The sequence below is a fragment of the Burkholderia sp. 10_S31 genome (genome assembly GCF_056930375.1).
Genome location: NZ_JBXOWK010000002.1, coordinates 953,524 through 977,502, shown reverse-complemented (window position 1 = coordinate 977,502; position 23,979 = coordinate 953,524). Strand labels below are relative to the sequence as shown.

Below are 23,979 nucleotides of genomic sequence, written 5' to 3'. Positions count from 1 at the left end.
TCGCGTCAGGCCCCCAAGGGGACTTCCTGCGGGGAGGAAAACCTGGGGCGGCCCGGCGCTTTCTTGAGAGTCTCGACGGACGCGGGCGGCGGCACGGCTGCCGCCGCCCGGCAACCGCTTCGAAGCGAGGGTGATCCATGACGAATCCGCCGGTGGTCGAGATGATCGGCATCGACAAGGCGTTTCCGGGTGTCCACGCGCTGCAGCGCGTGAACTTCCGGCTGTTTCCGGGCGAAATCCATACCCTGATGGGCCAGAACGGCGCGGGCAAGTCGACGCTGATCAACGTGCTGACCGGCGTGCATGCGCACGATGCGGGCGAGATTCGCGTCGGCGGCGCGCCGGTGCGCTTCGCCGCGCCGCGCGAGGCCGAGGCGGCCGGGATCCAGACGCTGTACCAGGAAGTGAACCTGTGCGCGAACCTGTCGGTCGCCGAGAACATCTTCGCGGGCCGGCAGCCGATGCGGCGCGGCGCGATCGACTGGAAGACGATCCATGCACGCGCGCGCGATGCGCTCGCCGAGCTCGATCTGTCGCTCGACGTCACGCGCTCGCTCGACGCGTATCCGATCGCGGTGCAGCAGATGGTTGCGATCGCACGGGCCGTATCGGTCGACGCGCGCGTGCTGATCCTCGACGAGCCGACGTCGAGCCTCGACGATGGCGAGGTTGCGCGGCTCTTCGGCGTGCTGCGCCGGCTGAAGGCGTCGGGCATCGCGATCCTGTTCGTCACGCACTTTCTCGAACAGACCTATGCGGTATCCGATCGGATCACCGTGATGCGCAATGGCGAGCGCGAAGGCGAGTATCTCGCGCGCGACCTGCCGGTCGACCTGCTGGTCGCGAAGATGACCGGCCGCGAGCCGATGTCCGGCACGCTGCAGGCCGGCGCGGCGGCCGTGCAGCACGATGCCGGTGCGGCCGCGCCGTTCCTGTCGATGCAACAGGTCGGCCGGCGCGGGATGATGAGCCCGCTCGACCTCGACGTGCGGCCCGGCGAAATCGTCGGGCTGGCCGGGCTGCTCGGCTCGGGGCGCACGGAGACCGCGCGGCTGGCGTTCGCGGCCGAGCGCACCGACACCGGCGCGATCGAGATCGACGGCGCGCGCACGCGGCTCGCGTCGCCGCACGACGCGGTCCGCAACGGAATCGCGTATTGCCCGGAAGATCGCAAGAAGGAGGGGATCGTCGCCGCGCTGTCGATCCGCGAGAACATCGTCCTCGCGCTGCAGGCGCGGCGCGGCTGGTGGCGGCTGATCAGCCGCGCGCGCCAGCGCGAGCTCGCCGACACGTACATCGCGCGGCTCGGCATCAAGGCGCGCGACGCGGAGCAGCCGATCGGGCTGCTGTCGGGCGGCAACCAGCAGAAGGTGCTGCTCGCGCGCTGGCTCGCGACGGAACCGAAGCTGCTGATCCTCGACGAGCCGACGCGCGGCATCGACGTCGCCGCGAAATTCGACATCATGGAGCGCGTGCTCGCGCTGTGTGCGCAGGGTCTCGCGATCCTGTTCATCTCGTCGGAGATCAGCGAAGTCGTGCGCGTGAGCCACCGGATCGCGGTGCTGCGCGACCGTCGCAAGGTCGCCGAACTGAGCGGCGGCGATGTATCGGAGGAACATGTGTACCACCTGATCGCGGGAGGCCGGTCGTGATGCGGCTACGCACCTTGCTTCGTCACCCGCTCGTATGGCCGGTGCTGACGCTCGCGCTGCTGTTCGCGCTCGACGTCGCGTATCGGCCGGGCTTCCTGTCGATCTCGCTGCTCGACGGTCACCTGTTCGGCGCGCCCATCGACATCCTGAACCGTGCGGCACCGCTCGTGATCGTGTCGCTCGGGATGACGCTCGTGATTGCCACGCGCGGGATCGACATCTCGGTCGGCGCGATCGTCGCGATCGCAGGCGCGGCCGCGGCGATCGTGCTCGATGGCGACCCGACACGGCTCGGCACGGCGCTGGCGGCCGCGCTCGGCGTCGGGCTGCTCGCCGGCGCATGGAACGGCGTGCTCGTCGCGTTCGTCGGGATGCAGCCGATCATCGCGACGCTGATCCTGATGGTCGCCGGACGCGGCATCGCGCAGTTGCTGACCGGCGGACAGATCATCCCGATCGGCGCGCCCGGCTACCTGGCGCTCGGCGGCGGCTATCTCGCGGCCGTGCCGTGCTCGGTCTGGATCGCGATCGCGACGATCGCGGCGACCGCGTTGCTGGTGAATCGCACCGCGCTCGGCCTGTTCATCCGCGCGATCGGCGTGAACCCGGTCGCGACGCGGCTCGTCGGGCTGCGCGCGGGGGCGGTCGTGTTCGGCGTGTATCTGTGTTCCGGCGTGATGTCGGCGCTCGCGGGTATCCTCGCGAGTTCGAACGTGCGCAGCGCCGACGGCAACAACGCGGGGCTGCTGCTCGAACTCGACGCGATCCTCGCGGTGACGCTCGGCGGCACGTCGCTGCTCGGCGGCCGTTTCAGCCTCGCCGGCTCGGTGCTCGGCGCGCTGATCATCCAGACGCTCACCTACACGACCTATTCGATCGGCGTGCCGCCGGAGGCGACGCTCGTCGTGAAGGCGGTCGTCGTGATCGTCGTGACGCTGATCCAGTCGGACGCGGCGCGCGCGCTGGCGGTCCGGCACGTGTCGCGGCTGCTGTCTTTCGCGCGTTCGCGCGCCACCACCGGAGCGACGCCCCGATGAACCGATTCCTCGCACGGCTCGCCGACCCGCGCACGCTGCCGATCGTCGTGACGATCGTGCTGTTTGCCGCGCTGTTCGGCTTCGGATCCGTGATGTATACGGGCTTCTTCTCGATGCAGGTGCTGACCGGGCTGCTCGTCGACAACGCGTTCCTGCTGATCGTCGCGATCGGGATGACGTTCGTGATCGTGTCGGGCGGCATCGACCTGTCGGTCGGCTCGGTCGTTGCGCTGACAACGATCTTCTGCGCGGTCGGCGCGGAGCGGCTGCACTGGCCCGTCTGGGCGATCGTGCCGCTGGTGCTCGTGTTCGGCGCGCTGTACGGCGCGGCAATGGGCGCGCTGATCCATTACTTCCGGCTGCAGCCGTTCATCGTCACGCTGGCCGGGATGTTTCTCGCGCGCGGCGCGTGCTTCCTGATCACGACGCAGTCGATCACGATCAACGAGCCGACGTTCCATGCGCTCGCGGGCATCAGCGTGCCGATCGGTGGCGGGATGCTGAGCGCGGGTGCGCTGATCGCGCTCGCGACGCTGGCCGCGGCCATCTACGTCGCGCATTTCACGCGCTTCGGCCGCAACGTGTATGCGATCGGCGGCAACGAGCGCTCGGCGCTGCTGATGGGGCTGCCGGTCGCGCGCACGAAGGTCGGCGTGTATGCGCTGAGCGGCTTCTGTTCGGCGCTCGGCGGCGTGGTGTTCACGCTGTACGTGCTGTCCGGCTACGGGCTGCAGGCGCAGGGGATGGAGCTCGACGCGATCGCCGCGACGGTCATCGGCGGCACGCTGCTCACGGGCGGCGTGGGTTACGTGATCGGGTCGGTGTTCGGCGTCGGCATTCTCGGCACGATCCAGGTGCTGATCACGTTCGACGGCACGCTGAGTTCGTGGTGGACGCGGATCGTGATCGGCGCGCTGCTGTGCGTGTTCTGCCTGTTGCAGCGGGTCATCGAGCGGCATGCGGCGCGGCGGCGCACCGGCGGCACCGGGCTCGATCCGAAACGGCGGACGCAGGAAGCCGAGCCGGTCAGGACGGCTGCGCCGTCAGACGATGCGGCGCTGGGGTCGACGCTGCGCAGGCTGTTGCGTCCCCAGCGCTCGGCGTGATTCTCCGCTCGGATCCGGAACATGAACGATGTACCGACGCCCCGCCGGCTCGGCATGACCAGCTCGCCTTGCATCGTGCGGACGATCCGCTGCGCGATGAACAGGTCGGGCAGCACCTGCTGCAGCCGGATCCCGACGATCGACAGTTTGCGGGGGCGAGGAGGAGTCGCCGTCGTCGTCGCATGGACGACGATGTCGAACGGCGACTTGCATCGAAAACGCAGACCATCATCCGCACCGAGCAGCGGATCGATGCTCAGTGCCTGATCACGCAGACGGCCACGATTTCGTAGCCGGGGTCGGCATGCATGCTGGCCGCTTTTTCCGCTTCGTCATACGAACCAAAGGATGCGGCATCTTCAATGGCCGGTGCCATCCCGATGTCGCCGTCCTCGGCAGTGCAGAGGAACTGTTCACCGGTTTTCACGACGTAGATGGACATCATGATTCCCTCCATGGTTTGCAGGGGGAAGTTCCAGTCTAGCAGGCAAGAAGGAGGGCGGCGGTTTATCGAGTCGCTTCCGTGAGGCACCGTCGGAGGCACTCCCGCGCCGATTGTCGGTGCTTCATTCCGACCGGTTCATCGGTATTTGTCAGTCGATCGGAGCGCTGGCACGACTCCGGCCGTCAGCCAGGATCGGCTTCTCGATTCGGCCTTCCGTGAAGGGCCGGATTCACGACCGTCGGCCGGCGTGGACCGGTGAGCACGCGGTGGGGCCGCGGCGCGCGGGGGCGGAAAGCCGTGCACAATACGCGCATGCGAGCCCCAGACCTTGAATGCCTTGTCACCGTCACCATGCCCTTCGGAAAATACAAGGGTCGACTCATTGCCGACCTGCCCGGGCCTTACCTCAATTGGCTGGCTCGCGAAGGGTTTCCGCGCGGCGAAATCGGCCGGCAGCTCGCGCTGATGCACGAGATCGACCACAACGGCCTGAGGAGCCTGCTGGAGCCGCTGCGCAAACGCGGATAGTGCCGACCAGCCGCCATTGACGCAGCGTGCCTCTTGTCAAGCGCATCTGTCCACGTGTTTGAACCAACGCACCGCATCGGGGCGGGATCGGACGTTCGAAGAATCCATGCGCATCACGGCACCGACACTCGTATGTGTGCGGATACCGCATGGCCGATGCTGACATAGAATAGAAAAAGTTCTGTTGCGGATGAGCCGATGGCAAAAGAGGGGTGCCAATATGAGACGCCTTTATTTCCTCGTACCCGATACGCAGATGGCGAAGGCGATCGTCGATGACTTGCTGCGCGCGCGCATCATCTGGCGCCATATTCACGTTCTCGCCGATCACAGCGTCACGCTCGATCAGTTGCCCGAAGCGTCCTTGCTACAAAGCAGCGATGTCGTGCACGCGCTCGAGCGCGGCGTCGCACTCGGCGGCGCGACAGGCGCGCTTATCGGCCTCGTTGCGCTGGTATTCCCCCCTGCGGAGCTCGTGATTGCGGGCGGTGCCGTCGTCGCATTGACGGTGGCCGGAGCGGGCTTCGGGGCGTGGACAGCCGCGATGATCGGCATTGCCGAGCCGAATGTGCGACTCGCGCGCTTTCGTGAGGCCATCCGGGAAGGTCAGATCCTGATCATGGCCGACGTGCCGCCACTGCGAGAGCAGGAAATCGAGCAGATGGTCGCGCAGCATTTTCCCAAGGCGGACCTGGAGGGCGGCGAGCCCACGACGCCGATCTTTCCCTGACACGCGAAAACCCGCCCCTACACGAACACCTGCGCTCATCGGCGTGATTCGCCGGACGCGTGTTCGCATTGCCGTGACGGACGGCATGCCGTTGCGTGTCGATGCGGCCGCCCTTGGCGTTGCAGCATCGTTCGCGCGGGCACGGGAGATGCTCGCCGTATTTATCGTGGCGTAGCGGCCTTGTTTCCTCACCGGGCGAGCGAAGAGAAAAACGCCGCGCGTCAACGGCGTGCCTGCCGACATGCCGACGCCGGATGGCGGGCAGAACGCGCCGAGGAGGCCTTTCGTGCGTTGCGCCGGCCTCGTGTCCGGCCATTCCGAATCTCGCACGGGACGTACTTTTGACGCGAATGGCGCCTGCTGAAATGAACCCGAGTGCTGAAGCTGAACCGTCAGCGAGGAGGTCATATGGAACTGCACATGCAATCCCACCATTGGGAACGGCGCACGCCGGACTGGATCGCCGCTGCCGTGGCCGGTCTTGCGGGCGGTGCGCTGGTGATCGTGCTGGAATTCTTCTGGTCGACCCTGGTGCTCGGTGAAAGCCCGTGGCAACCGACCCACAAGATCGCGGCGATGGTGATGGGCCGCGGTGCGCTCAGTCAGATGTCGCAATTCAGCCTCGAAATCGTCGCGATGGCACTGCTGCTGCACTACGTGCTCGGCGCGATCATGGGGATGATGCTCGCCGCGATCATGGCGCCTTTTCGCTTCGATTCGAGCGTGGGCATGGAGGCCGTGATCGGGCTGGCCTTCGGCATCGTCGCGTATGCGTGGAACTTTCATGTGATGACGGCCGTGTTCCCGTGGTTCATCTCGGAGCGGGGTTCCGGCCCCTTGCTGGCGAACCTGCTGTTCGGCGTGGTTGCCGCTGTCGCCTACGGCAGGCTGGAGCGATGGCGCAGCCGGAGCAGGGGGAACTGACGCGTCGCTTTTTTCCCGCCGCGCCGCGCTGACCCTGAATACCAGGCGGCCCTGAGAGACGGCCGCCCTGGCAACCCATGCCGGGGCGGCCGTCCTGCATGGCATCGCCGTATGCGACGCCGCCATGCGCGCGGGTCGTACACGGCGTGCGCTTCCCCTGTGGCGCTGCCTTGCACGATGCAGGGGAGAGAACTACCTTTTCTTTTAGAGCCGTCGTGTGCAACGCGTCGCGAAGCGGTCCCGGCCGAGGTGCCGGCGCCGACGATACGAAGAATACGAAATGCGGCGATGCGGCACGACGACGCCAGCAGCGTCATGCCGGCGGCTCGAGCGCGTGACACGCAGCGAGGCGGCCTATGGCCCTTGCGATTGCCCTGGTCCTGATCATCGTATTGGCGGTGGGGTTTCACTTTGCCAGTCCGTGGTGGATCACGCCGATCGCGTCGAACTGGGTGCGCATGGACGACATGCTGACGATCACGCTCGTGATCACCGGCGCATTCTTCATCGCGATCAACTTGTTCATCGTGATCGCACTGGTGCGCTACCGCCACCGCAGCGGTCATCGCGCCGCCTACAACCCGCACGACAAGCGGCTGGAATGGTGGCTGATCGGCCTGACCTCGATCGGCGTGGCTGCATTGCTGGCGCCGGGGCTCTTCGTCTACGCGGACTACATCCGGCCGCCGCGCAACGTGCTGCAGATGGAAGTGCTCGGCCAGCAATGGCAATGGCGCTTCCGCTTTGCCGGACCGGGCGGCAAGCTGGGTACGACGGACGTGCGCTACATCAGCAACGACAACCCGTTCGGCCTGAATCCCGCCGACCCCAACGGCCGCGACAACTACCTGATCAACGGGCCCGAGGTGCACCTGCCGCTCAACCGGCCGGTCCAGGTCCTGACACGGTCGCGCGACGTGCTGCACGACTTCTACGTCCCGCCGTTTCGTGCACGCATGAACATGGTGCCCGGCATGGTGACCACCTTCTGGTTTACGCCGACCAAGGCTGGTCGCTACGACATCCTGTGTGCGCAGCTCTGCGGTATCGGGCACTCCAGCATGCGCGGCGTGGTGGTGGTGGAAGACGAAGCCGCGTTCTCGCGCTGGCTCGCGCAGCAGACCACGTTCGCGCAGCAGCAACTGGCCCACGTGCAGACCGCCCCCGCCGCGGCCGGCGGCAGCGCGCAGGCGCTTGCCAACCTGGGCAAGACGCTCGCGGCGGGCAAGGGCTGCGTCGCCTGTCATACCGTGGACGGCAGCCCGCTTGTCGGCCCGACCTGGAAGGGCCTGTACGGCAAGACCGAAACGATGGCCGACGGCAGCACCGCGAAGGTGGACGAAGCCTATCTGCGCGCGTTCATCCGCAATCCGACGGCTCGCGTCGTGAAGGGCTTCTCGCCGATCATGCCGCACTTCGACCTGAGCGACCAGGAGCTGACCGCACTGGTGGCCTATATCAAGGCGCAGGGCGGGACGCCCGCCAGCAGTGCGGCGCAGCCGTAGCGGAGCAGATGCCATGACCCATGCGTACACCGACCACGTCCCGCACAGCTTCTGGACCCGCTATGTGTGGAGCCAGGATCACAAGGTCATCGCCGTGCAGTATGCGCTGACGGCCATCGCCATCGGCCTGGTCGGCCTCGTATTGTCGGACCTGATGCGGCTGCAGCTCGGCTTTCCCGGCAAGTTCGCCTTCATCGATGCCAACCACTACTACCAGTTCGTCACGATGCACGGGATGATCATGGTGATCTACCTGCTGACGGCGCTGTTCCTGGGCGGCTTCGGCAACTACTTGATCCCGCTGATGCTGGGCGCGCGCGACATGGTGTTCCCGTTCCTCAACATGCTGAGCTACTGGGTCTACCTGCTGGCCGTGCTGGTGCTGGTGGCGAGCTTCTTCGTGCCAGGTGGGCCGACCGGCGCGGGGTGGACGCTGTATCCGCCGCAGGCCATCCTGCCTGGCACGCCAGGCGTGGAATGGGGCATCGTGCTGATGCTCGTGTCGCTGGCGATCTTCATCGTCGCGGCGACGATGGGGGGCCTGAACTACGTCACCACCACGCTGCAGGCACGCACGCGCGGCATGACGCTGATGCGCATGCCGCTCACGGTGTGGGGCATCTTCATCGCCACCATCATGGCGCTGCTGGCGTTTCCGGCGCTGTTCGTGTCGGCGGTGATGATGCTGCTCGACAGGACGCTCGGCACCAGCTTCTTCGTGCCGGCCGTGGTGTCGATGGGGCAGACGCTCAAGCACGTCGGCGGCAGCCCGCTGCTGTTCCAGCACCTGTTCTGGTTCTTCGGGCATCCGGAGGTCTACATCGTCGCGCTGCCGGCCTTCGGCATCGCGTCGGACCTGATCAGCACGCACGCGCGCAAGAGCATCTTCGGCTACCGGATGATGGTGTGGGCCATCGTCATCATCGGCGCGCTGAGCTTCGTGGTCTGGGCGCACCACATGTTCATCGCGGGCATGAATCCGTACTTCGGCTTCTTCTTCGCGACCACCACGCTCATCATCGCCGTCCCGACCGCGCTCAAGGTCTACAACTGGGTGCTGACGCTGTGGCGCGGCGATATCCACCTGACCGTGCCGATGCTGTTCGCGATCGGCTTCGTCAGTACCTTCGTGCTGGGCGGGTTGACCGGGCTCTACCTCGGCAACGTGAGCGTGGACATTCCACTGTCGAACACGTATTTCGTGGTCGCGCACTTCCATATGGTGATGGCCGTGTCGCCGATCCTGGTGGTGTTCGGCGGCCTCTACCACTGGTATCCGAAGGTGACGGGCCGCATGCTGAACGATACGCTCGGGCGCGCGCACTTCTGGGTCACCTTCATCGGCACCTATGCGATCTACTTCCCGATGCACTATCTCGGCATCCTGGGCATGCCACGGCGGTATTACGCGTATCAGGACTACAGCTTCATTCCGCATTCGGCGCAGACGCTCAACACGTTCATCACCGTCGTTGCGCTGATCGTCGCGGCGGCGCAACTGCTGTTCCTGTTCAACCTCGCGTGGAGCCTCGTGTACGGTCGGCGGGCCGACGGCAACCCGTGGCGCGCCACGACGCTGGAATGGCAGACGCCGCAGACGCCGCCGGTGCACGGCAACTGGGGCGCAGCGCTCCCCGTCGTCTACCGCTGGGCGTACGAATACAGTCCGCCGGGGCAAGAGGAAGACTTCGTGCCGCAAAACCAGCCGCCCGCGACGGCGTCTGAACCCGAGGCAGCCCACCCGACGCTTCACCCCGGCGAGGCCCGCGAATGACCACGCTGCCGCGCCCCTTCGTTCCCGACGCGCCACCCGGCTTGTCGAATGCGGGCCGCACCGGCCTGACCGTTTTCATGGCGGTTGCGACGACGTTGTTTTCGTTGCTGCTGCTCGCCTATGCGATGCGCATGCGCGAATCCGACTGGCAGCCGATCCCGCATCCGGCGCTGCTGTGGTGGAATACCGGCGCGCTGGCGCTGGCCAGCGTCGCGATGCAGCGTGCCCGGCAACTGACCGCGCACCGCATGACGTGGCTGGTGGGCGGCGGCGTGCTGGCGGCCGTGTTCGTGATCGGGCAACTGACCGCGTGGCACATACTGTCGGCGGCCGGGCAGACCGTCAGCGTCAATCCGTCCAACAGCTTCCTCTACCTGCTCACCGGCCTGCACGGATTGCATGTGCTGGGCGGGCTGGCGGCGTGGGGCGTGACGATCGTACAGCTCCGGCGCGCGGACCCGTTCCGGGCCCAACGGGTCATCGGGCTTTGCGCGCGCTACTGGCATTTCCTGCTCGCGGTCTGGCTCGTGCTGCTGGCGGCGATGTGGTGGATCACCCCCGGGATCGTCGCCGCCATCTGCGGGCCGCTGTACGGAGTCGCGCCATGACCTCGCCCACGCTCCCCTCCGAATCCGCCGGCGAATCGGCTGACATCGCGTCGACCGACGCCGGGCCCGACGGCTGGCGTGGCATCGTCACCGACTGGTCGGCCGACCGCGAAGCCTTCAAGGTGCCGTGGGGCAAGGCGATGATGTGGATCTTCCTGCTGTCGGACACCTTCGTCTTCAGCAGCTTCCTGATCGGCTACATGACGGTGCGCATGTCGACCACGGCGCCGTGGCCCGACACGTCCAAGGTGTTCGGGCTCACCGTGGGCGGCGTGGAAGTGCCGTTGCTGCTGATTGCCATCATGACGTTCACCCTGATCAGCAGCAGCGGCACCATGGCGATGGCCGTCAACTTCGGCTACCGGCGCAATGCAAGGCCCGCCGCGGCCCTGTTGCTGGCGACCGCGCTGCTGGGCGCGACGTTCGTGTCGCTGCAGGCCTTCGAATGGAGCAACCTGATCTTCCGTGAGGGGATACGCCCGTGGGGCAACCCGATGGGCGCGGCACAGTTCGGCGCGTGCTTCTTCCTGATCACCGGGTTTCACGGCTTTCACGTGACCTGCGGCGTGATCTACCTGCTGCTGATCGCACGCAAGATCCTGCAGCCGGGGTTTGCCGCGCACGGCAACTTCCAGATCGTCGAGATTGCCGGCTTGTACTGGCACTTCGTCGACCTGGTGTGGGTGTTCATCTTCGCGCTGTTCTATTTGTGGTGAGGCAGGCAATGGACCACACCGATCCCGCCGATCGACCCGACGCCGCGCACGGCCAGCAGCATCCGATCGGCATCTACCTGAAAATCTGGGGCCTGCTGTTCGTCCTGAGCACGTTGTCGTACCTGGTGGACTACTTCCACGTACAGGGCGTGCTGCGCTGGGTGCTGATCGTCGTGCTCATGATCGCCAAGGCCGGGCTGATCGTGTCGATTTTCATGCACATGATGTGGGAACGGCTGGCGCTGGTGTACGCGATCCTGATACCGCCCCTGTGCCTGCTGGTGCTCATGGTGCTGATGGCCGCTGAAGCCCATCACACGTTCGGCATGCGGGAACTCTTCTTCCGCTGACGCCGTTGCCGACCATGCCTTGGCCGACGGGCGCCGTTTTGGGACGGCCGGCGTCCCGTCATCGGGGCGCGACGTTTTCCGGACATCCGTTCACGCACACTTGAAGGGAGGACCCCATGAAGTTTTCACGCCGACGTTTTATAGCAGCGACCACCGTTCTCGCCTCCGCGCTCGCCATTGGACGTCGCGCGGCGGCGGCGGATGCCGGTGTTGTGCAGGAATCCGATGCAAATGCCCAGGCGCTCGGTTACAAGACGGATGCCAGCCGGGTCGACCATGTGAAGTTCCCGAAATTTCAGGCGGGCGAGGCCTGTGCGAACTGCCAGTTTTTCCAGGGCAAGACCGGCGCCGCGATGGCGCCGTGCGCCATTTTCGCCGGCAAGCAGGTCAATGCAAAAGGCTGGTGCAGCGCGTATACGAAAAAGGCGTAGCGAGCAGGGGGGGGGTGAGTCGATGTTGCCTGAGTCGTTTCGCGATCGGTGCGCTCTGATGGGCGTCGATGTCAATCGGACCTCGACGCCCGCGGTATGTTGTATCCGGTCAACGTGCCGCGAAGGTGAACTGCCACGAGTGTCCAAGGCGGTCGCCGGTCTTGCCGGCGAGCCGAAATGACAATCAGAACCGGTGACGCAGCCCGAGATTGACCAACGTCTGCGACTTCGTGCCGTTGTAGCCGTATGAACCGATCGACGCCTGTGCCGGCATCGCACCGCCAGCACCGTCGGCGGTCGTGCCGCTTGCGTGCTGATACGCGGCCGTCATGTAGACATCCGTACGCTTCGACAGGTTATAGTCGGCGCCGACGGACGCCTGGTGATAGTTTGCCGCGGTGTTGCCACCCGACTTCGTGAAGCTATAGCCGACCCCGACGAGCAGCGCTGCCGATGCCTGATAGTTCAGGAAGCCTTGCGCGGTGTTGTAGTGTTCGTTCTTTGCGAATACCGATGCGCCGTCTTGTCGATATTGTGCATTGCTGTAGCCGGCGCCGACGGTGAACGGGCCGAATACGTACTGGCCGGCGACACGGGCGATGCCGATGGAATGGGCTGTCTGGTAACCCGTATTGATTGCGCCGTCGAACGTGCCGTCCGACGTGCTCGACCATGTCGTGCGATCGCCGGTGGCGGGATTCGCGTTCGCCGCATAGAAGTAGCCGCCAGCGAGGCTCAGCGGACCGTTGCTGTACGACACGCCGGCCGAATACGATTGCTTCGAGCCAGTGCTGCCCGCGACACCGCCGAGCGAGTACATCGCCTCGAACTGGAGTCCGGCAATGACCGGTGACGTGTATTTGATCGCGTTGTCGACACGGAAGCTGTTGTCGTAGTTGTCGACGTCGCCGGCGGTGGCGAACACACTGCCGAAGTAGTTGTCGGCGGTGATCGGCTGCACGAGATCGATCAGCGGATCGTACTGGCGGCCGAGCGTGATCGAACCATATCGATTGCTGGTCAGGCCCACATAGACCTGGCGACCGAATATGCGGCTACCTTGACCGAGGCCGCCCGTGCTCGGATTGAAGCCGTTTTCCAACTGGAAGATCGCCGTCAGGCCGCCACCGAGATCTTCCGCGCCCTTGAGCCCCCAGCGACTGCCCGACAGATTGCCGGCGCTGCTGTTGCCGAGCGCCCAAAGGTTCTTGCTCCCATCGGCGTGATTCACGTACGTGAGCGACGTATCGATCGTGCCGTACAGCGTCACACTCGTCTGTGCGTGGGCCGAGCCGGCGATAGCGGCCGACGCGATCGTCAGGATCGGAAAAAATGCGCGTTTCATGGTCTCTCCGTTTTGTATGGATGTCTGCGGCCAAAATGAACAGATGCGGATTGCGTCGAGATATTTACCATGCGAAATTAAAGGAGCACAGTGTCGATAAAAAATAATTTCGATAGACGACTTTCGGTATGTCCCGCGTCGATCGAATTGGCTGGTTATTCGTCGATTAAATTAAAAGGCAACTGATATTTATAGGAGGGATCAGTCAAGAACCCGATCTAATCGGACTGCGGAAATTTATTAGGTGAATGTAGAAATTTATTGTTGACGCGCCAGGATCGATTCGATACGCCGTCGGCTCTCGTTCGCCGAGTGCCGTCGCCATCAGATTCGCGCATGGCTCGCGTAGGCGCCGTGCTTGCAAGGTTGTCAAAAGGTGCTGAATGGAATCCGTACGGAATCGGCGGTAGCGACGAAAATTCATTGTGCAAGGGCGCTGCAATCAATTCAAATTCTGGCTTCCGCGTGCAATTCCGGTACTTCATCTGTCGATAAAAGACGGAGCGTCGAGTGAATCGGTTGATGCTCGGCGGGGTTGATGCTGCCCGAAAAGTCGATCGTTCGAAAGCAGCATGTCATGTCGGAGAATTCGTCGACTAAAGATTTTGAAGGCGAATAAATATAAGATCGAAAATTATAAGAGAGATGGCAATCGGATGATCGCCAAGTCAACGCGCGAGTCGACGGAAATGATTGAGCCGCATGCTCAAGACTTGTCATGCGACGGAGCGACGATCATTGCGGTTGATGCTGCGTTGTCAGTCGTGCACGTTTCCTGGACGCGATCATTGGAAATGAGCATAGCCATGCGTCGGACATCGATGTGCGTGCTGTGTGAGTCCGTTCGCAGATAGTTCGTTTTGCTTATGGAACTGGATGATGGCGCCGAAGCAGGGTGCACTGAATGTTCCTGTTTGCCTCATTCAGTGCGAACGACCGGGATTCCGGCTGGGGCAGCATTTTCGATTGACGTGCCGCCGCATGCGCCATCGGGCTCCGTTCGGCAACTGAGAGGCTCGTCGTCGCCGCCGAGTGAGCGCATATGGCTCGTGACCGAACAGGGTGTGCGGTGCACAACTATTTTTTGCGACCAGCGCGAGGCTCCATTTCAGTGTCGTAATGTGTTCGTACCATTGAAGAAATCGTATGTACCGCGACCGGTTTACGGATTATCCACGCGTCTCGAAAACGGCCGTTTTTGACGTTCTGCTTGACGCGGGAGGCGGTGTCGCACTTTGGGTTCGAGATTACCGTCTGTTACGGATCTCGGCATCGATGTGAATTGTTCTGATGAAACAAGGCGGTCGATGAATACGTTTTCTTGAATCCTGTATAGGAAATTCAGAGAGCGCTCGCAAACGTTAAACCCCGACTCGCACGAAAATTTTTCGAATCACTCTTGCACGATGCAGTTTGCAGGGAAATGTCCAATACAGCAGGCTGCGTTGCGTGTATTGACCGGAACCCCCGCCAGGATTGGCTGGGCGCTTGATGTCGCCAGCGCTGCCATTCCTTGCAGCATTTGAATGAAATCGGTTGGCAAGAAATGGAACGAGCGTTCCTATTCTGGAGAAGGGCGGTACATATTCTGAACGATCTGAATCTGATACTCAATGTTGCAAAAATATTACGTCAATGATCTGGATCAAGTTCGGTCGACTCTGTATTGGCGTGATACACCGTTCTCTTGATTCTCAACAAATAATTAGTACCACATCGCCGTCTTGATGGATTCCGTCAACAATGAGGCGAGATCGGACACTGACGGAACGGCCGTCGATTTAGCCGCATATGATGCGCTGCAGAAAATGCAAAAAATTGTTAAGGGCCGAGATGATGCAAACAGTGCCGAATGTAACGACAACGGGGTTGAGAGTGAGCGGGGATCGAGGAAGAAGCATCGGTCGTCGGCGGGACAGTGTGATCATTCTGTTGCTCGACGGGTTTTCAATTATGCAAATGGGCCGGCTGGCCGCGGTATTCGAGCTTGCAAATCAGCTTGAACGCGTCGATGCCGCGTTTGCCGATCGTTACGAATTACGGCTCTACTCCAGTCATGGTGGCGCTGTTCGCTCGTCGTCGGGCGTACAGATCTGGACGGACGTACCTCGCCCGCTCGATGCGAGCAGTGTGCAGGCAATGTTCGTGCTCGGCGGACAGGGGCGGGCGAGCGGTCTTGACGATTCCTTTATCGCCTGGTTGCACCATGCTCATCAGCGCGCGCGCGTGGTGAAGGGCGATGGCGGCGGCGTCGAAATGCTGGCCGGGCTTCGCCTGAACCAGAAAGGTCAGGAAGCCGTGCCGCAAGCGGCGCTGGCCGCGTGCGATACAGGCGACCCGGCGCCGTCCAGCGACGACGAAGAAGGCATGTTTGCCGCAGCGTTGTCGATTGTCGTGCGCGACGCGGGTTACGAAATCGCGCAGGAGATCGTCGCATGCATGATGCCCGGCGAGAACAGAAAATTTGCGAGCGTTCTGTTTGGCGTGCAGGAGGCGCGAGCCAGCGAATTGATTCGCGCGGCCGCGCATCAACTCAGGAGCAATAGCGCGAATCGCATCTCGATCGCCAATGCAGCGCAGGCAGCCGCGATGAGCGAGCGGAATTTCCTGCGACGCTTCAAGAACGAAATCGGCGTGACGCCAACCGAGTTCGTGCTGCGCGTACGGCTCGAGAAAGCGTGCTCCATGCTGATCGAGACGGATTTGCCCGCCGACAAGGTCGCGCGGCGCGTCGGCCTTGGCAGCGGGGACCGGCTGGCCAAGCTGTTCCGTCAACATCTTTCGATGTCGCCGACGGAGTATCGCGCGGTCGCTCGTGAGCGAATGTTCACGTCGACGGATGGCTCGGACTGGCGGAACGGTACGTCGTCTCGATGAAATTTGCTTCGCCATGACGCCTGCTGGCGTTGGGCGGCCGATCCGGGCCTGGGCGCGGTGCATGCTTGATTTCAGGCGAGCGTGTCGAAGTAGGCCCGGGTATTCGGATGAATCGTTTCATCGGCGACGATTTCGTCGGCGGTCGCCCAGCGGTATGCGGCGTGCTGCGCATTCGGCAGCGACACAAGGTCGAACTTGCCACGGAGCTTGTAGCCCATCACGACATAGTGTGTCGTGATGCTTGGTTCGCCGCCAAAGTTGTCGTCGTAGAGGTGATCGAAGATGCCGATAAGTTCGGCATCGCCCCGGTCCAGGTCGCTGCACCCGAGTTCGTCTTGCGCGATGCGATTGAACGCATCATCGAGACGTTCGTTCTTCCGGATTCGGCCTCCGGGCACGAACCAGAAACCCTGCGCCGGGCGATTGACGCGGTGACCGAGCAGGTGGGCGCCGTTGCCGTTCGAGATGATCAGGTCGGTTGCAACGAGCGGGGTTGCGTCGACGATGCGCAAGAAAGTGTCCAGCGGAAGCATGACCGATCGGCTCCAGAAAATCTGTCGAAGTGCACTGGCATCGTTCCGCACTCGCATGCAACTCGGTTACCGGAGTGACTTGCCGGCGTTGCTGATGCTCGAGCGGCGGATGTTCGCCTGTGTGCATCTCATCATGGCCGGCCGAGATTGCGCGCGTCGGCCAAAACACCGAAGCAATCCGCCAATCGCACCAAGCGCATCGGGCGCGACGGCGCAACGCCTGTCGAGAAGTGCGTGCGCGCGCATCGATACATTTTCATTCGGCCATGATCGTGGTCGTAGCCGCCATCTCATTTCGAAACGGTCAATTCGACGTTAGTCTTTCGTCTGGCCTTTCGAGGAGATGCGTTCACCCCGGAACTCTCCTCGGAATTTTTCCTGCGCGCCATCGGGTGCGCAGGCTTTTTATTCCTCACGGGTCGAGCTGAACGTGCTGCGATTGTCAGTAGCCGTCGTTCGAATCGTGGAACCGCAAGACGAGACCTGACGTCCTGCATCGAGAATAGCGAAGCAGTGCGAACAGTATCTCGAGCCTAACGTTCATCGATCGGGAAGCTATGCCGAGTGCGGTGGATCACCGCGTGTCTCGCATCATCGCCTGAGCACAATCTGAAACCGGCCTGGTGTCGCCGCGCACGTCGCTTCCGTGACGCGCGCGGCGACGCGCATTGCCGGTCGAAAACGTGCGCTAACCGATTGGCGGAATCGTCGGAACAATTGTCATGTCGGACATGCTGCATTGCAATGTACGCTAGCGGTATCGTACCGCGCGTGGTTGGATGCGCGAGACCATTGCCGACAACGGAGCATGGCCGATATGAACGTCGTTCTTCTGATCTTCTCGAGGTTCTGCTTCGTGTGGATTCTCTTCTACCTCGTCTTTAGCGCCGCGTCGGGTCTTTGGGCCGGCGCACGACATGGTCAGGGGCTGCTGTTGCTCGAATTTCAGTCGCGTCGAGCCCGTGGCTCGCGTGAAGTGGCGCGAGCGCGAATCCTGAAGAGAATGGCGCTGTCCGTGATGTTTGCGCTTCCCGCAGGCATTGCGTCGCTCATTGCGAGCGCGGTGATGTCATAGACGATCACATTCGCAGATATATGCCCGGGCTCGATGCATGTGCCGGGCGGATAGCCGGACCTCCTGCGAAATACACCGGAAACGAAGGCAGCCGGCCGCTGCATCGCAGCGTCAGCATGTTTCGCCGAATACCGGAATGGCGGATCCAGGCTAGTCGGCTTCGCACGATGCTTGTGGCCGAATACGTCGAATCGACGCTGGCCGAACATGATCGGCGCTGATCGCATTGTGCCGCCGTGTGGCCGGACTTTACGGCGGCGAATCGGTTCTTCCAGGATGATGCTGCCCATGTGCGAGCGTGCCGCATCGCATCCAGCGGCGCCGCGATTCATGTAAGCACGTGCCGCGCGCCTTGCCGGACGGGCGGCGACCAGCGGTGCATGCGGTGCGGCTGCAATCGTCCTGTCATCTCCGTCGCATGTCACCCGCTCGCAGCGCGATCGTTGCCGCTCCGCCATCATCGTCGTCCTTAATTTCGCTGCGGCGAGCTAGTCAGAAACCGCCAGGATTTGGCCGATCAGGGAAATCCCGCAGACTAATCCGACGACTGTTTGTTCGATTCGGCCAGTGTTTAAACGCCACTCGGCGCCCTCGGTATGATGCATTGCAACGGAGCAAAAAACATCGACCAAAGACGGCAAAAGTTGATTGGACTGAATGTCCGAGAGCACGCTATGACGCACATGGTTGTCGATCATTCGAGTGATGGGGCGGCAGCGGATGATGGGGGGAAGCGGTCACGCAGGAATCGGAACATCGGCATTGTCATCTTCGATGGATTCTCGTTGTTTGCAGCTGGCGCGGTGTTCGAGGTATTCGAAGTAGCCAACGAAATCTATGCACCGCGAGCAACCGGACGTCCGCTCTACGACATTCGGTTCTATTCGTCGAAGGGTGGAAACATCGTCTGGTCGTCAGCCATCAGCGTGCGGACATCGGCATGCGATGCCGGATCGGCGAATGCGTTCGACGCGTTGTTCGTTGCAGGCGGAGAAGGTGCGCGGCGCGCCGCGCGCGACGCCCGAATGATTGACTGGTTACGGATCGTATTGCCAAAGACGGGCATGGTCGAACCGATCGGCGAAGGCAGGATGTTGATCGATGCCGCGCGAACGGGTTCGCTCGCGACCGATGTGGTGAAAGTGATGCGCGACGGCTACGAGCCGGCGAGAGCAGCGTTGGCGCTGGTCGAGCGCGACCTGGGCGGCGATGCCGTGCGCGGGATCGCGGCGCGGCTCGCACTGAGTGACGCACTCGCCCCGGTCGAACAGGATGGCGATGCACATAATGGTGTACCCGCAGACCGGGTTCGGGTGGCGCAGATTTGGTTGCGAAAGAACTGTGAACGAGCCATATCCGTCAGCGATGCAGTGCGCGTCGCTGCCATGAGTGAACGGAACTTCTTGCGCCATTTCAAGCAGGAAATCGGAATGACGCCGTCGGAATTCTTGCTGCAGGTTCGCCTGGAGCGCACGGTGCAGCTCTTGATGGAAACCGATTTGCCGATCGGCACGATTGCACGGCGATGCGGGTGGGGAAATGGTGATCGCCTGGCCAAGATCTTCCGGCGACACCTGGATGTGACGCCTTCTGAATACCGGTCCCGCGCACGTTCGAGCGAGACGGAACAGGAATTGTAGAAAAAAGCTGGATCGGCCTCGAGAAAGACAAGGCCCACTTTTGCGGTTTTGCAGATCGAATCCATTGCCTGAGAGAATATAGGAGTGCAGAACATGTCGACGTCCATCGATACAGCACGAAACGAAACAGGACAGATCGGATCGGATCGTGGAAACGCGGTCGACGTGAAGATCCGCGTCGCGCCGGTTGTTCTCGCAGGCGGATCGGGGTCGCGCTTGTGGCCCATGTCGCGCGAGCAGTATCCGAAGCAGTTGATCGGCGTACTGGGTGCGGACTCCTTGTTGCAGGCAACCGTCCAGCGCATGACGGGTTTTTCGATCGGGGAAGGCGACGTATCGGCGCCCATCGTCGTTTGCGGCGAAGAACATCGATTCGTGACAGCCGAGCAGCTTCGGGCCAGCGGACTCGATGCCCGCATCATCGTCGAGCCGACCCGGCGGGATACGGCGCCTGCGCTGACCCTTGCAGCTGCCGCTGCCTGCGCGGACGGGCAAGACGCGATCGTAGTTGCCATGCCGGCTGATCACGCTATTGCCGATACGGCTGCGTTTCATTGCGCGATCGAACTGGCGGTGGACCATGCGCGGCGCGGTGCGATCGCGACGCTTGGCGTGCCGCCGACTCGGCCCGATTCGGGTTTCGGTTACATCAAGATCGGCGAAGCGCTCGGCGCCGGCGCACACCGGATCGAGCGATTCGTCGAGAAACCGGCTGCCGAACTTGCTGCGCAGTATGTCGAGGCTGGTTCGTACTGGTGGAACAGCGGTATTTTCGTCGTGCGCGCGAGCGTCTGGCTCGACACGTTGCGCGCGCTTCAGCCTGACATGCACGCGGCCTGCATGACGGCACATGTGCAAGGTACTAACGACGGTCCGTTCTTCCGCCCGCATGACGATGCCTTTCGTCAATCGCCGTCGGATTCGATCGATTACGCGGTGATGGAACGTCTTGCGTCCGAGGCGAGCACGGTGGACGGCGTAGTCGTGCCGCTCGATGCGGGCTGGTCCGATCTTGGCTCGTGGGATGCGGTCTGGGAAGCGCTCGACAAGGACCCGGATGGCAACGTCGGGCGCGGCAAGGTCGTGTTCGAAGGCGCGACGTCGAGCTTCGTGCATTCGGAAGGGCGACTCGTCGCATGCGTGGGCATGACCAATGCCATCGTCGTCGAGACTGCCGATGCGGTGCTCGTGGCCGATCGCTCGCGCGTGCAGGACGTGAAGGGCCTGGTGAGCCGGATTCGCGCACAGCAGGCGCCGGAGGCCGACTCGCACCGAAAGGTGCGACGCCCGTGGGGCTATTACGACTCGATCGATCACGGGGCTCGATTCCAGGTCAAGCGAATCGTCGTGCATCCGGGCGGGCGATTGTCGCTCCAGCTGCACCACCACCGTGCCGAACACTGGATCGTCGTGAGCGGGACCGCGCTCGTCACACGTGGCGACGAGCAGTTCATGCTCGGCGAAAACGAGTCCACATTCATTCCGCTTGGCGTCACGCATCGGCTCGAGAACCCGGGCAAGTTGCCGCTCGAGCTCATCGAAGTGCAGTCGGGATCGTATCTCGGCGAGGACGACATCGTGCGGTTCGATGATACGTACGGGCGAGCGTGATGTTCCGGATCGCTTGTGATCGCTGGCGTCAGACGGGAGATTGAAATGTTCGGTCTACAAGGAATGATGGCTCGGCTCGTGGATATCGCATTGATCGTCGCCGGCTCGCTGCTTGCGTCGCAATTTCGATACCAGGCGGTTTCAGTAGGGCACGTCGACAGCGCACTTGTCACATTCGCGATTGCGTTCACGCTGGTGCTGTTTCCGGTGTTCGGCGTGTACGAATCGTGGCGTGGCCGGTCGATGTTGAGGCTGAGCGGGAAGATCTCGCTCGCGTGGCTCGTCGTTCAGGCATGCGGCATCGTGTTGATGTTCTCGCTGCATCGCTCGGATGTGGTTTCCAGGCTGTGGTTCGTGTACTGGACCGCGATGACGGGAGGTGCGCTGATCGCATCGCGAATCGGCACGCATCTTTTTCTGCGCAGTGTTCGGCATGCAGGCATCAACCTGCGCAGTGTCGCGGTGGTCGGGCATGCACAGCACTGCCAGCAGGTAGTTCGGAACATCGAGGAGTCGCCGGCCAGCGGCTTTCGTCCGGCGGCCATATTCGACCTGCGCCCGATCATCGCAAATGCTTCGAATCGCGTGCCGGTATTCACTGAGCTCGATGATTTCGTGCAGTTTGTCCGTGAGAACGGTGTCCGGGAGATCTGGCTTGCGCTGCCTTTGTCGGAGGAAGCGACCGTTCTGCGGTTCGTCAATGCGTTCGGCGACGATCTCGTCAATATCCGCTTTATTCCCGATGTGCGCAGCGTCGCGCTGTTCGACGGCGCGATGATCGATCTCATCGGCGCGCCGGCGATCAATCTCGTGGCGTCGCCGATGCCGCGCCAGGCGATGTGGCAGAAGGAAGTGTTCGATCGCCTGTTCGCGGCAGTCGCGCTGATGGCGCTGTTGCCGCTGATGGTGGTGATCGCCGTCGCGGTGAAGTTGTCGTCGCGTGGGCCTGTGTTCTTCAAGCAATACCGCAAGGGTGCCGATGGGCGCAAATTCCAGATCCTCAAGTTCCGCACGATGCGCGTGCACGCTGAACAAGCAGGCGTAGTTACGCAGGCGACGAAGAGCGACTCGCGTATCACACGGGTCGGACGTCTTCTCAGGCGGACCAGTCTTGACGAGCTGCCGCAGTTCCTTAACGTGCTGCGCGGTGAGATGTCGGTGGTGGGGCCGCGGCCGCATGCGATCGAGCACGATCGGATTTATCAGAAAGTTGTCGATGGGTACATCCATCGTTATCGGATCAAGCCGGGGATTACCGGATGGGCCCAGGTGAACGGGTATCGCGGGGAAACCGATCGGCTCGAGAAGATGCAGAAGCGCGTCGAGTACGACCTCTATTACCTGAAGAACTGGTCGTTTGCTTTGGATATGCGCATCGTTCTCACGACAGTGACGAAAGGCTTGATAAATACAAACGCTTACTGAACCGGTCTTCACGGTTGGCGGGCATCCGAGCGGTGAAAAAGTCGAGGAAGATAGGAATGCGTGGTTATTGGCAAAAAGCGGGTGAGGCCGTGGTGCAAATTCGCAAACGCAACTGCAAGGTGGTTTTGGGTGTGGTTGTAAGCGCAATGCTGTCCGCCTGCGCGGTGGCGCCGGGTATGCGCATGGCTACGCCGGCCACATTGCCGGTGGCGAGTGTCGACACAAACGCACCTTCGACCAAGGTTGATGTGCCAATTACGACGATCGATATGAGCCTCATTCAGGAGATGCGGACTACCGATGCGAAGACGACCCACGAGGCCGTACGCCAACTGTTTGCAAAAGCACAGCCGTACACACTAGGTGTGGGCGATGTGTTGCAGGTAACGGTCTGGGACCATCCGGAACTTGTCGCAGCGCTGGGTGCGCAGCAGCAGACAAATTCGCGCCCCTACGACCCGGCGCAGGGCTTCGTCGTCGACGCAGACGGCAACGTGCAGTTGCCCTATGCGGGCGTCGTGCACGTGGGAAACATGCGGGTGGAGCAGGCGCAACGCGCTGTTTATGAGGCATTCGTGAGGGTCTTCGTCAGGCCCCAAGTTACGGTGCGTGTGGCCTCGTATCGCTCGAAGCAGGTCTACGTTGACGGCGAAGTGCACACGCCGGGAGCCGTACCGATCAACGACGTGCCGATGACGCTCTACGAAGCAGTCAATCGCGCGGGTGGTTTCAGTACCACGGCTGATCAGAGCCGCATGGTGCTCGTGCGCAGCGGCGTGTCGTACCGGTTGGACCTCACGAGGCTTCTGGCGCGAGACGAAAACCCTGCAAACATCCTTCTGAAGAACGGAGACCTGTTGCGCGTGGTTTCGCGCGACGACAACGGCGTGTTTGTCATGGGCGAAGTGAACAAGCCAATTACGGCCCTGCCGCTGAAGAGCGGAAGACTCACGCTGAGCGATGCGCTCTCCCAAGCGGGTAGCTTGAATAACGCTACGGCCGATGCTGCTCAACTCTATGTGATCCGCGACGGTGAGGGCGGTACGCCGAAGGTATATCACCTCGACGCTCAATCGCCAGTGTCGATGGTGCTGGCAAACCAGTTTGAGCTGCATCCGAAGGATGTGGTGTACGTCGACGGAAATGGTCTCGTGCGCATTAGTCGGGTGCTTAGCCTGTTGCTGCCGGCGATCAATGCAGGTCTGACTGGTGCGGTTGTGACGAAATGATTGGCTACGTGCTCGTGGTGTGCGAGGGAAACATTTGCCGTAGTCCGATGGCGCAGGGATTGTTGGCAGCGCACCTGCCGGGGGTGAACGTCATATCGGCAGGCTGTCGTGCGCTTGTCGGTAGGAGGGCGGATCCTGTTGCTATCGAGATGATGGCGCAACGTGGCATCGATATTAGCGGCCATATCGCCTCGAATATCAGTCTGGAATACGTAAGAAAATCTGAACTGATTTTGGTCATGACGCTAATCCAGCAAAAGGAAATAGAACGTCGTTATCCATTCTCAAAGGGACGGGTCTATCGCGTCGCAGCGCATGAAAACGAAGATGTAGTAGATCCGTATCGTCAAGGACGTTTGATTTTCGAGGATTCGCTTGCACAGATCGAACGAGGCCTCACACGCTGGACCAGTGCAATTACTCGTCTGAACAAATAAG

General features: G+C 62.4%; 22 protein-coding genes. 19 read left to right on the top strand and 3 right to left on the bottom strand.

The genetic code is table 11. The features are described from left to right. Window positions 1-137 precede the first annotated feature (137 nt). Genes AC1Z3W_RS18920 through yjfF form a run of 3 tightly spaced genes read left to right on the top strand, consistent with a single transcriptional unit; the run spans window position 138 to window position 3,795 of the window. The gene (locus AC1Z3W_RS18920; protein ID WP_483508236.1) at window positions 138-1,652 is read left to right on the top strand and encodes a sugar ABC transporter ATP-binding protein; all 1,515 of its coding nucleotides are present in this window, start codon (window positions 138-140) and stop codon (window positions 1,650-1,652) included. After that, entirely contained in the window at window positions 1,649-2,689 is a 1,041-nt protein-coding gene (locus AC1Z3W_RS18915; protein WP_483508235.1) for an ABC transporter permease, read from the top strand. Before AC1Z3W_RS18920 ends, AC1Z3W_RS18915 begins: the two co-directional genes overlap by 4 nt. Continuing rightward, window positions 2,686-3,795, top strand: coding sequence for a galactofuranose ABC transporter, permease protein YjfF (gene yjfF / locus AC1Z3W_RS18910; RefSeq protein WP_057928162.1), 1,110 nt, complete (start codon window positions 2,686-2,688; stop codon window positions 3,793-3,795). Before AC1Z3W_RS18915 ends, yjfF begins: the two co-directional genes overlap by 4 nt. A gap of 256 nt (window positions 3,796-4,051) precedes the next feature. On the opposite strand, the gene AC1Z3W_RS18905 is transcribed toward yjfF, so the two are convergent. After that, window positions 4,052-4,240, bottom strand: coding sequence for a hypothetical protein (locus AC1Z3W_RS18905; RefSeq protein ID WP_057928231.1), 189 nt, complete (start codon window positions 4,238-4,240; stop codon window positions 4,052-4,054). Window positions 4,241-4,552: 312 nt separating this feature from the next. Here AC1Z3W_RS18905 and AC1Z3W_RS18900 point away from each other — a divergent pair, with 312 nt between their 5' ends. The 9 genes from AC1Z3W_RS18900 (at window position 4,553) to AC1Z3W_RS18860 (ending at window position 11,806) form a co-directional block, all read left to right on the top strand. Then, the gene (locus AC1Z3W_RS18900) at window positions 4,553-4,768 is read left to right on the top strand and encodes a DUF3820 family protein (RefSeq protein ID WP_057928232.1); all 216 of its coding nucleotides are present in this window, start codon (window positions 4,553-4,555) and stop codon (window positions 4,766-4,768) included. A 220-nt stretch (window positions 4,769-4,988) separates the two neighbouring features. Further along, on the top strand, window positions 4,989-5,498 hold the full coding sequence (locus AC1Z3W_RS18895; protein WP_057928163.1) for a hypothetical protein: 510 nt from the start codon (window positions 4,989-4,991) through the stop codon (window positions 5,496-5,498). A gap of 408 nt (window positions 5,499-5,906) precedes the next feature. Then, window positions 5,907-6,422, top strand: a complete 516-nt coding sequence (locus tag AC1Z3W_RS18890) for a hypothetical protein (protein ID WP_483508234.1) — start codon at window positions 5,907-5,909, stop codon at window positions 6,420-6,422. Window positions 6,423-6,778: 356 nt separating this feature from the next. Next, entirely contained in the window at window positions 6,779-7,927 is a 1,149-nt protein-coding gene (locus AC1Z3W_RS18885) for a c-type cytochrome (protein WP_124835257.1), read from the top strand. A 13-nt stretch (window positions 7,928-7,940) separates the two neighbouring features. Continuing rightward, the gene (gene ctaD, locus AC1Z3W_RS18880) at window positions 7,941-9,701 is read left to right on the top strand and encodes a cytochrome c oxidase subunit I (protein WP_483508233.1); all 1,761 of its coding nucleotides are present in this window, start codon (window positions 7,941-7,943) and stop codon (window positions 9,699-9,701) included. Beyond that, window positions 9,698-10,309 (top strand): cytochrome c oxidase subunit 3, encoded by a 612-nt coding sequence (locus AC1Z3W_RS18875; RefSeq protein WP_483508232.1) that lies wholly within the window; start codon window positions 9,698-9,700, stop codon window positions 10,307-10,309. The genes ctaD and AC1Z3W_RS18875 overlap by 4 nt, the downstream gene beginning before the upstream one ends. Continuing rightward, window positions 10,306-11,025, top strand: a complete 720-nt coding sequence (locus AC1Z3W_RS18870) for a heme-copper oxidase subunit III family protein (protein WP_124835254.1) — start codon at window positions 10,306-10,308, stop codon at window positions 11,023-11,025. The genes AC1Z3W_RS18875 and AC1Z3W_RS18870 overlap by 4 nt, the downstream gene beginning before the upstream one ends. Window positions 11,026-11,033: 8 nt before the next feature. Continuing rightward, window positions 11,034-11,375: a cytochrome C oxidase subunit IV family protein gene (locus AC1Z3W_RS18865; protein ID WP_057928169.1), complete on the top strand. Its 342-nt coding sequence runs from the start codon at window positions 11,034-11,036 to the stop codon at window positions 11,373-11,375. 116 nt (window positions 11,376-11,491) lie between these two features. Then, on the top strand, window positions 11,492-11,806 hold the full coding sequence (locus AC1Z3W_RS18860) for a high-potential iron-sulfur protein (RefSeq protein ID WP_057928170.1): 315 nt from the start codon (window positions 11,492-11,494) through the stop codon (window positions 11,804-11,806). Window positions 11,807-11,990: 184 nt separating this feature from the next. Here the strand turns inward: AC1Z3W_RS18860 and AC1Z3W_RS18855 are convergent, their stop codons facing one another. Further along, window positions 11,991-13,151 carry a porin gene (locus AC1Z3W_RS18855; RefSeq protein WP_483508231.1) on the bottom strand — a complete coding sequence of 387 codons (1,161 nt, stop codon included), beginning with the start codon at window positions 13,149-13,151 and terminating at the stop codon, window positions 11,991-11,993. A 1,920-nt stretch (window positions 13,152-15,071) separates the two neighbouring features. On the opposite strand from AC1Z3W_RS18855, the gene AC1Z3W_RS18850 reads away from it, so the two are divergent. Further along, a complete protein-coding gene (locus AC1Z3W_RS18850) occupies window positions 15,072-16,028 on the top strand; it encodes a GlxA family transcriptional regulator (protein WP_483508230.1) in 957 nt (318 codons plus the stop codon). Between the two features lie 71 nt (window positions 16,029-16,099). On the opposite strand, the gene AC1Z3W_RS18845 is transcribed toward AC1Z3W_RS18850, so the two are convergent. Then, window positions 16,100-16,561, bottom strand: coding sequence for a GDP-mannose mannosyl hydrolase (locus AC1Z3W_RS18845; protein ID WP_483508229.1), 462 nt, complete (start codon window positions 16,559-16,561; stop codon window positions 16,100-16,102). Between the two features lie 808 nt (window positions 16,562-17,369). On the opposite strand from AC1Z3W_RS18845, the gene AC1Z3W_RS18840 reads away from it, so the two are divergent. The 6 genes from AC1Z3W_RS18840 to AC1Z3W_RS18815 all read left to right on the top strand — a co-directional run bounded on the left by AC1Z3W_RS18840 (window position 17,370) and on the right by AC1Z3W_RS18815 (window position 23,978). Continuing rightward, window positions 17,370-17,636 (top strand): hypothetical protein, encoded by a 267-nt coding sequence (locus AC1Z3W_RS18840; RefSeq protein ID WP_483508228.1) that lies wholly within the window; start codon window positions 17,370-17,372, stop codon window positions 17,634-17,636. Window positions 17,637-18,310: 674 nt separating this feature from the next. Then, on the top strand, window positions 18,311-19,276 hold the full coding sequence (locus AC1Z3W_RS18835) for a GlxA family transcriptional regulator (RefSeq protein WP_483508227.1): 966 nt from the start codon (window positions 18,311-18,313) through the stop codon (window positions 19,274-19,276). A gap of 93 nt (window positions 19,277-19,369) precedes the next feature. Beyond that, the gene (locus AC1Z3W_RS18830) at window positions 19,370-20,887 is read left to right on the top strand and encodes a mannose-1-phosphate guanylyltransferase/mannose-6-phosphate isomerase (RefSeq protein WP_483508226.1); all 1,518 of its coding nucleotides are present in this window, start codon (window positions 19,370-19,372) and stop codon (window positions 20,885-20,887) included. A 45-nt stretch (window positions 20,888-20,932) separates the two neighbouring features. Continuing rightward, complete coding sequence (locus tag AC1Z3W_RS18825; protein ID WP_483508225.1) at window positions 20,933-22,312, top strand: undecaprenyl-phosphate glucose phosphotransferase; 1,380 nt, start codon at window positions 20,933-20,935, stop codon at window positions 22,310-22,312. A gap of 56 nt (window positions 22,313-22,368) precedes the next feature. After that, window positions 22,369-23,541, top strand: a complete 1,173-nt coding sequence (locus tag AC1Z3W_RS18820; protein ID WP_483508224.1) for a polysaccharide biosynthesis/export family protein — start codon at window positions 22,369-22,371, stop codon at window positions 23,539-23,541. After that, entirely contained in the window at window positions 23,538-23,978 is a 441-nt protein-coding gene (locus AC1Z3W_RS18815) for a low molecular weight protein-tyrosine-phosphatase (protein WP_483508223.1), read from the top strand. Before AC1Z3W_RS18820 ends, AC1Z3W_RS18815 begins: the two co-directional genes overlap by 4 nt. Window position 23,979: the final 1 nt, after the last annotated feature.

Coding starts and splice junctions, on each gene's coding strand:
- AC1Z3W_RS18900 (WP_057928232.1), top strand. CDS start 4,553: ATGCGAGCCCCAGACCTTGAATGCCTTGTCACCGTCACCATGCCCTTC.
- AC1Z3W_RS18905 (WP_057928231.1), bottom strand. CDS start 4,240: ATGATGTCCATCTACGTCGTGAAAACCGGTGAACAGTTCCTCTGCACT.
- AC1Z3W_RS18815 (WP_483508223.1), top strand. CDS start 23,538: ATGATTGGCTACGTGCTCGTGGTGTGCGAGGGAAACATTTGCCGTAGT.
- yjfF (WP_057928162.1), top strand. CDS start 2,686: ATGAACCGATTCCTCGCACGGCTCGCCGACCCGCGCACGCTGCCGATC.
- AC1Z3W_RS18895 (WP_057928163.1), top strand. CDS start 4,989: ATGAGACGCCTTTATTTCCTCGTACCCGATACGCAGATGGCGAAGGCG.
- AC1Z3W_RS18825 (WP_483508225.1), top strand. CDS start 20,933: ATGTTCGGTCTACAAGGAATGATGGCTCGGCTCGTGGATATCGCATTG.
- AC1Z3W_RS18835 (WP_483508227.1), top strand. CDS start 18,311: ATGACGCACATGGTTGTCGATCATTCGAGTGATGGGGCGGCAGCGGAT.
- AC1Z3W_RS18840 (WP_483508228.1), top strand. CDS start 17,370: ATGGCCGATATGAACGTCGTTCTTCTGATCTTCTCGAGGTTCTGCTTC.
- AC1Z3W_RS18890 (WP_483508234.1), top strand. CDS start 5,907: ATGGAACTGCACATGCAATCCCACCATTGGGAACGGCGCACGCCGGAC.
- AC1Z3W_RS18830 (WP_483508226.1), top strand. CDS start 19,370: ATGTCGACGTCCATCGATACAGCACGAAACGAAACAGGACAGATCGGA.
- AC1Z3W_RS18855 (WP_483508231.1), bottom strand. CDS start 13,151: ATGAAACGCGCATTTTTTCCGATCCTGACGATCGCGTCGGCCGCTATC.
- AC1Z3W_RS18845 (WP_483508229.1), bottom strand. CDS start 16,561: ATGCTTCCGCTGGACACTTTCTTGCGCATCGTCGACGCAACCCCGCTC.
- AC1Z3W_RS18865 (WP_057928169.1), top strand. CDS start 11,034: ATGGACCACACCGATCCCGCCGATCGACCCGACGCCGCGCACGGCCAG.
- AC1Z3W_RS18860 (WP_057928170.1), top strand. CDS start 11,492: ATGAAGTTTTCACGCCGACGTTTTATAGCAGCGACCACCGTTCTCGCC.
- AC1Z3W_RS18875 (WP_483508232.1), top strand. CDS start 9,698: ATGACCACGCTGCCGCGCCCCTTCGTTCCCGACGCGCCACCCGGCTTG.
- AC1Z3W_RS18870 (WP_124835254.1), top strand. CDS start 10,306: ATGACCTCGCCCACGCTCCCCTCCGAATCCGCCGGCGAATCGGCTGAC.
- ctaD (WP_483508233.1), top strand. CDS start 7,941: ATGACCCATGCGTACACCGACCACGTCCCGCACAGCTTCTGGACCCGC.
- AC1Z3W_RS18820 (WP_483508224.1), top strand. CDS start 22,369: ATGCGTGGTTATTGGCAAAAAGCGGGTGAGGCCGTGGTGCAAATTCGC.
- AC1Z3W_RS18920 (WP_483508236.1), top strand. CDS start 138: ATGACGAATCCGCCGGTGGTCGAGATGATCGGCATCGACAAGGCGTTT.
- AC1Z3W_RS18885 (WP_124835257.1), top strand. CDS start 6,779: ATGGCCCTTGCGATTGCCCTGGTCCTGATCATCGTATTGGCGGTGGGG.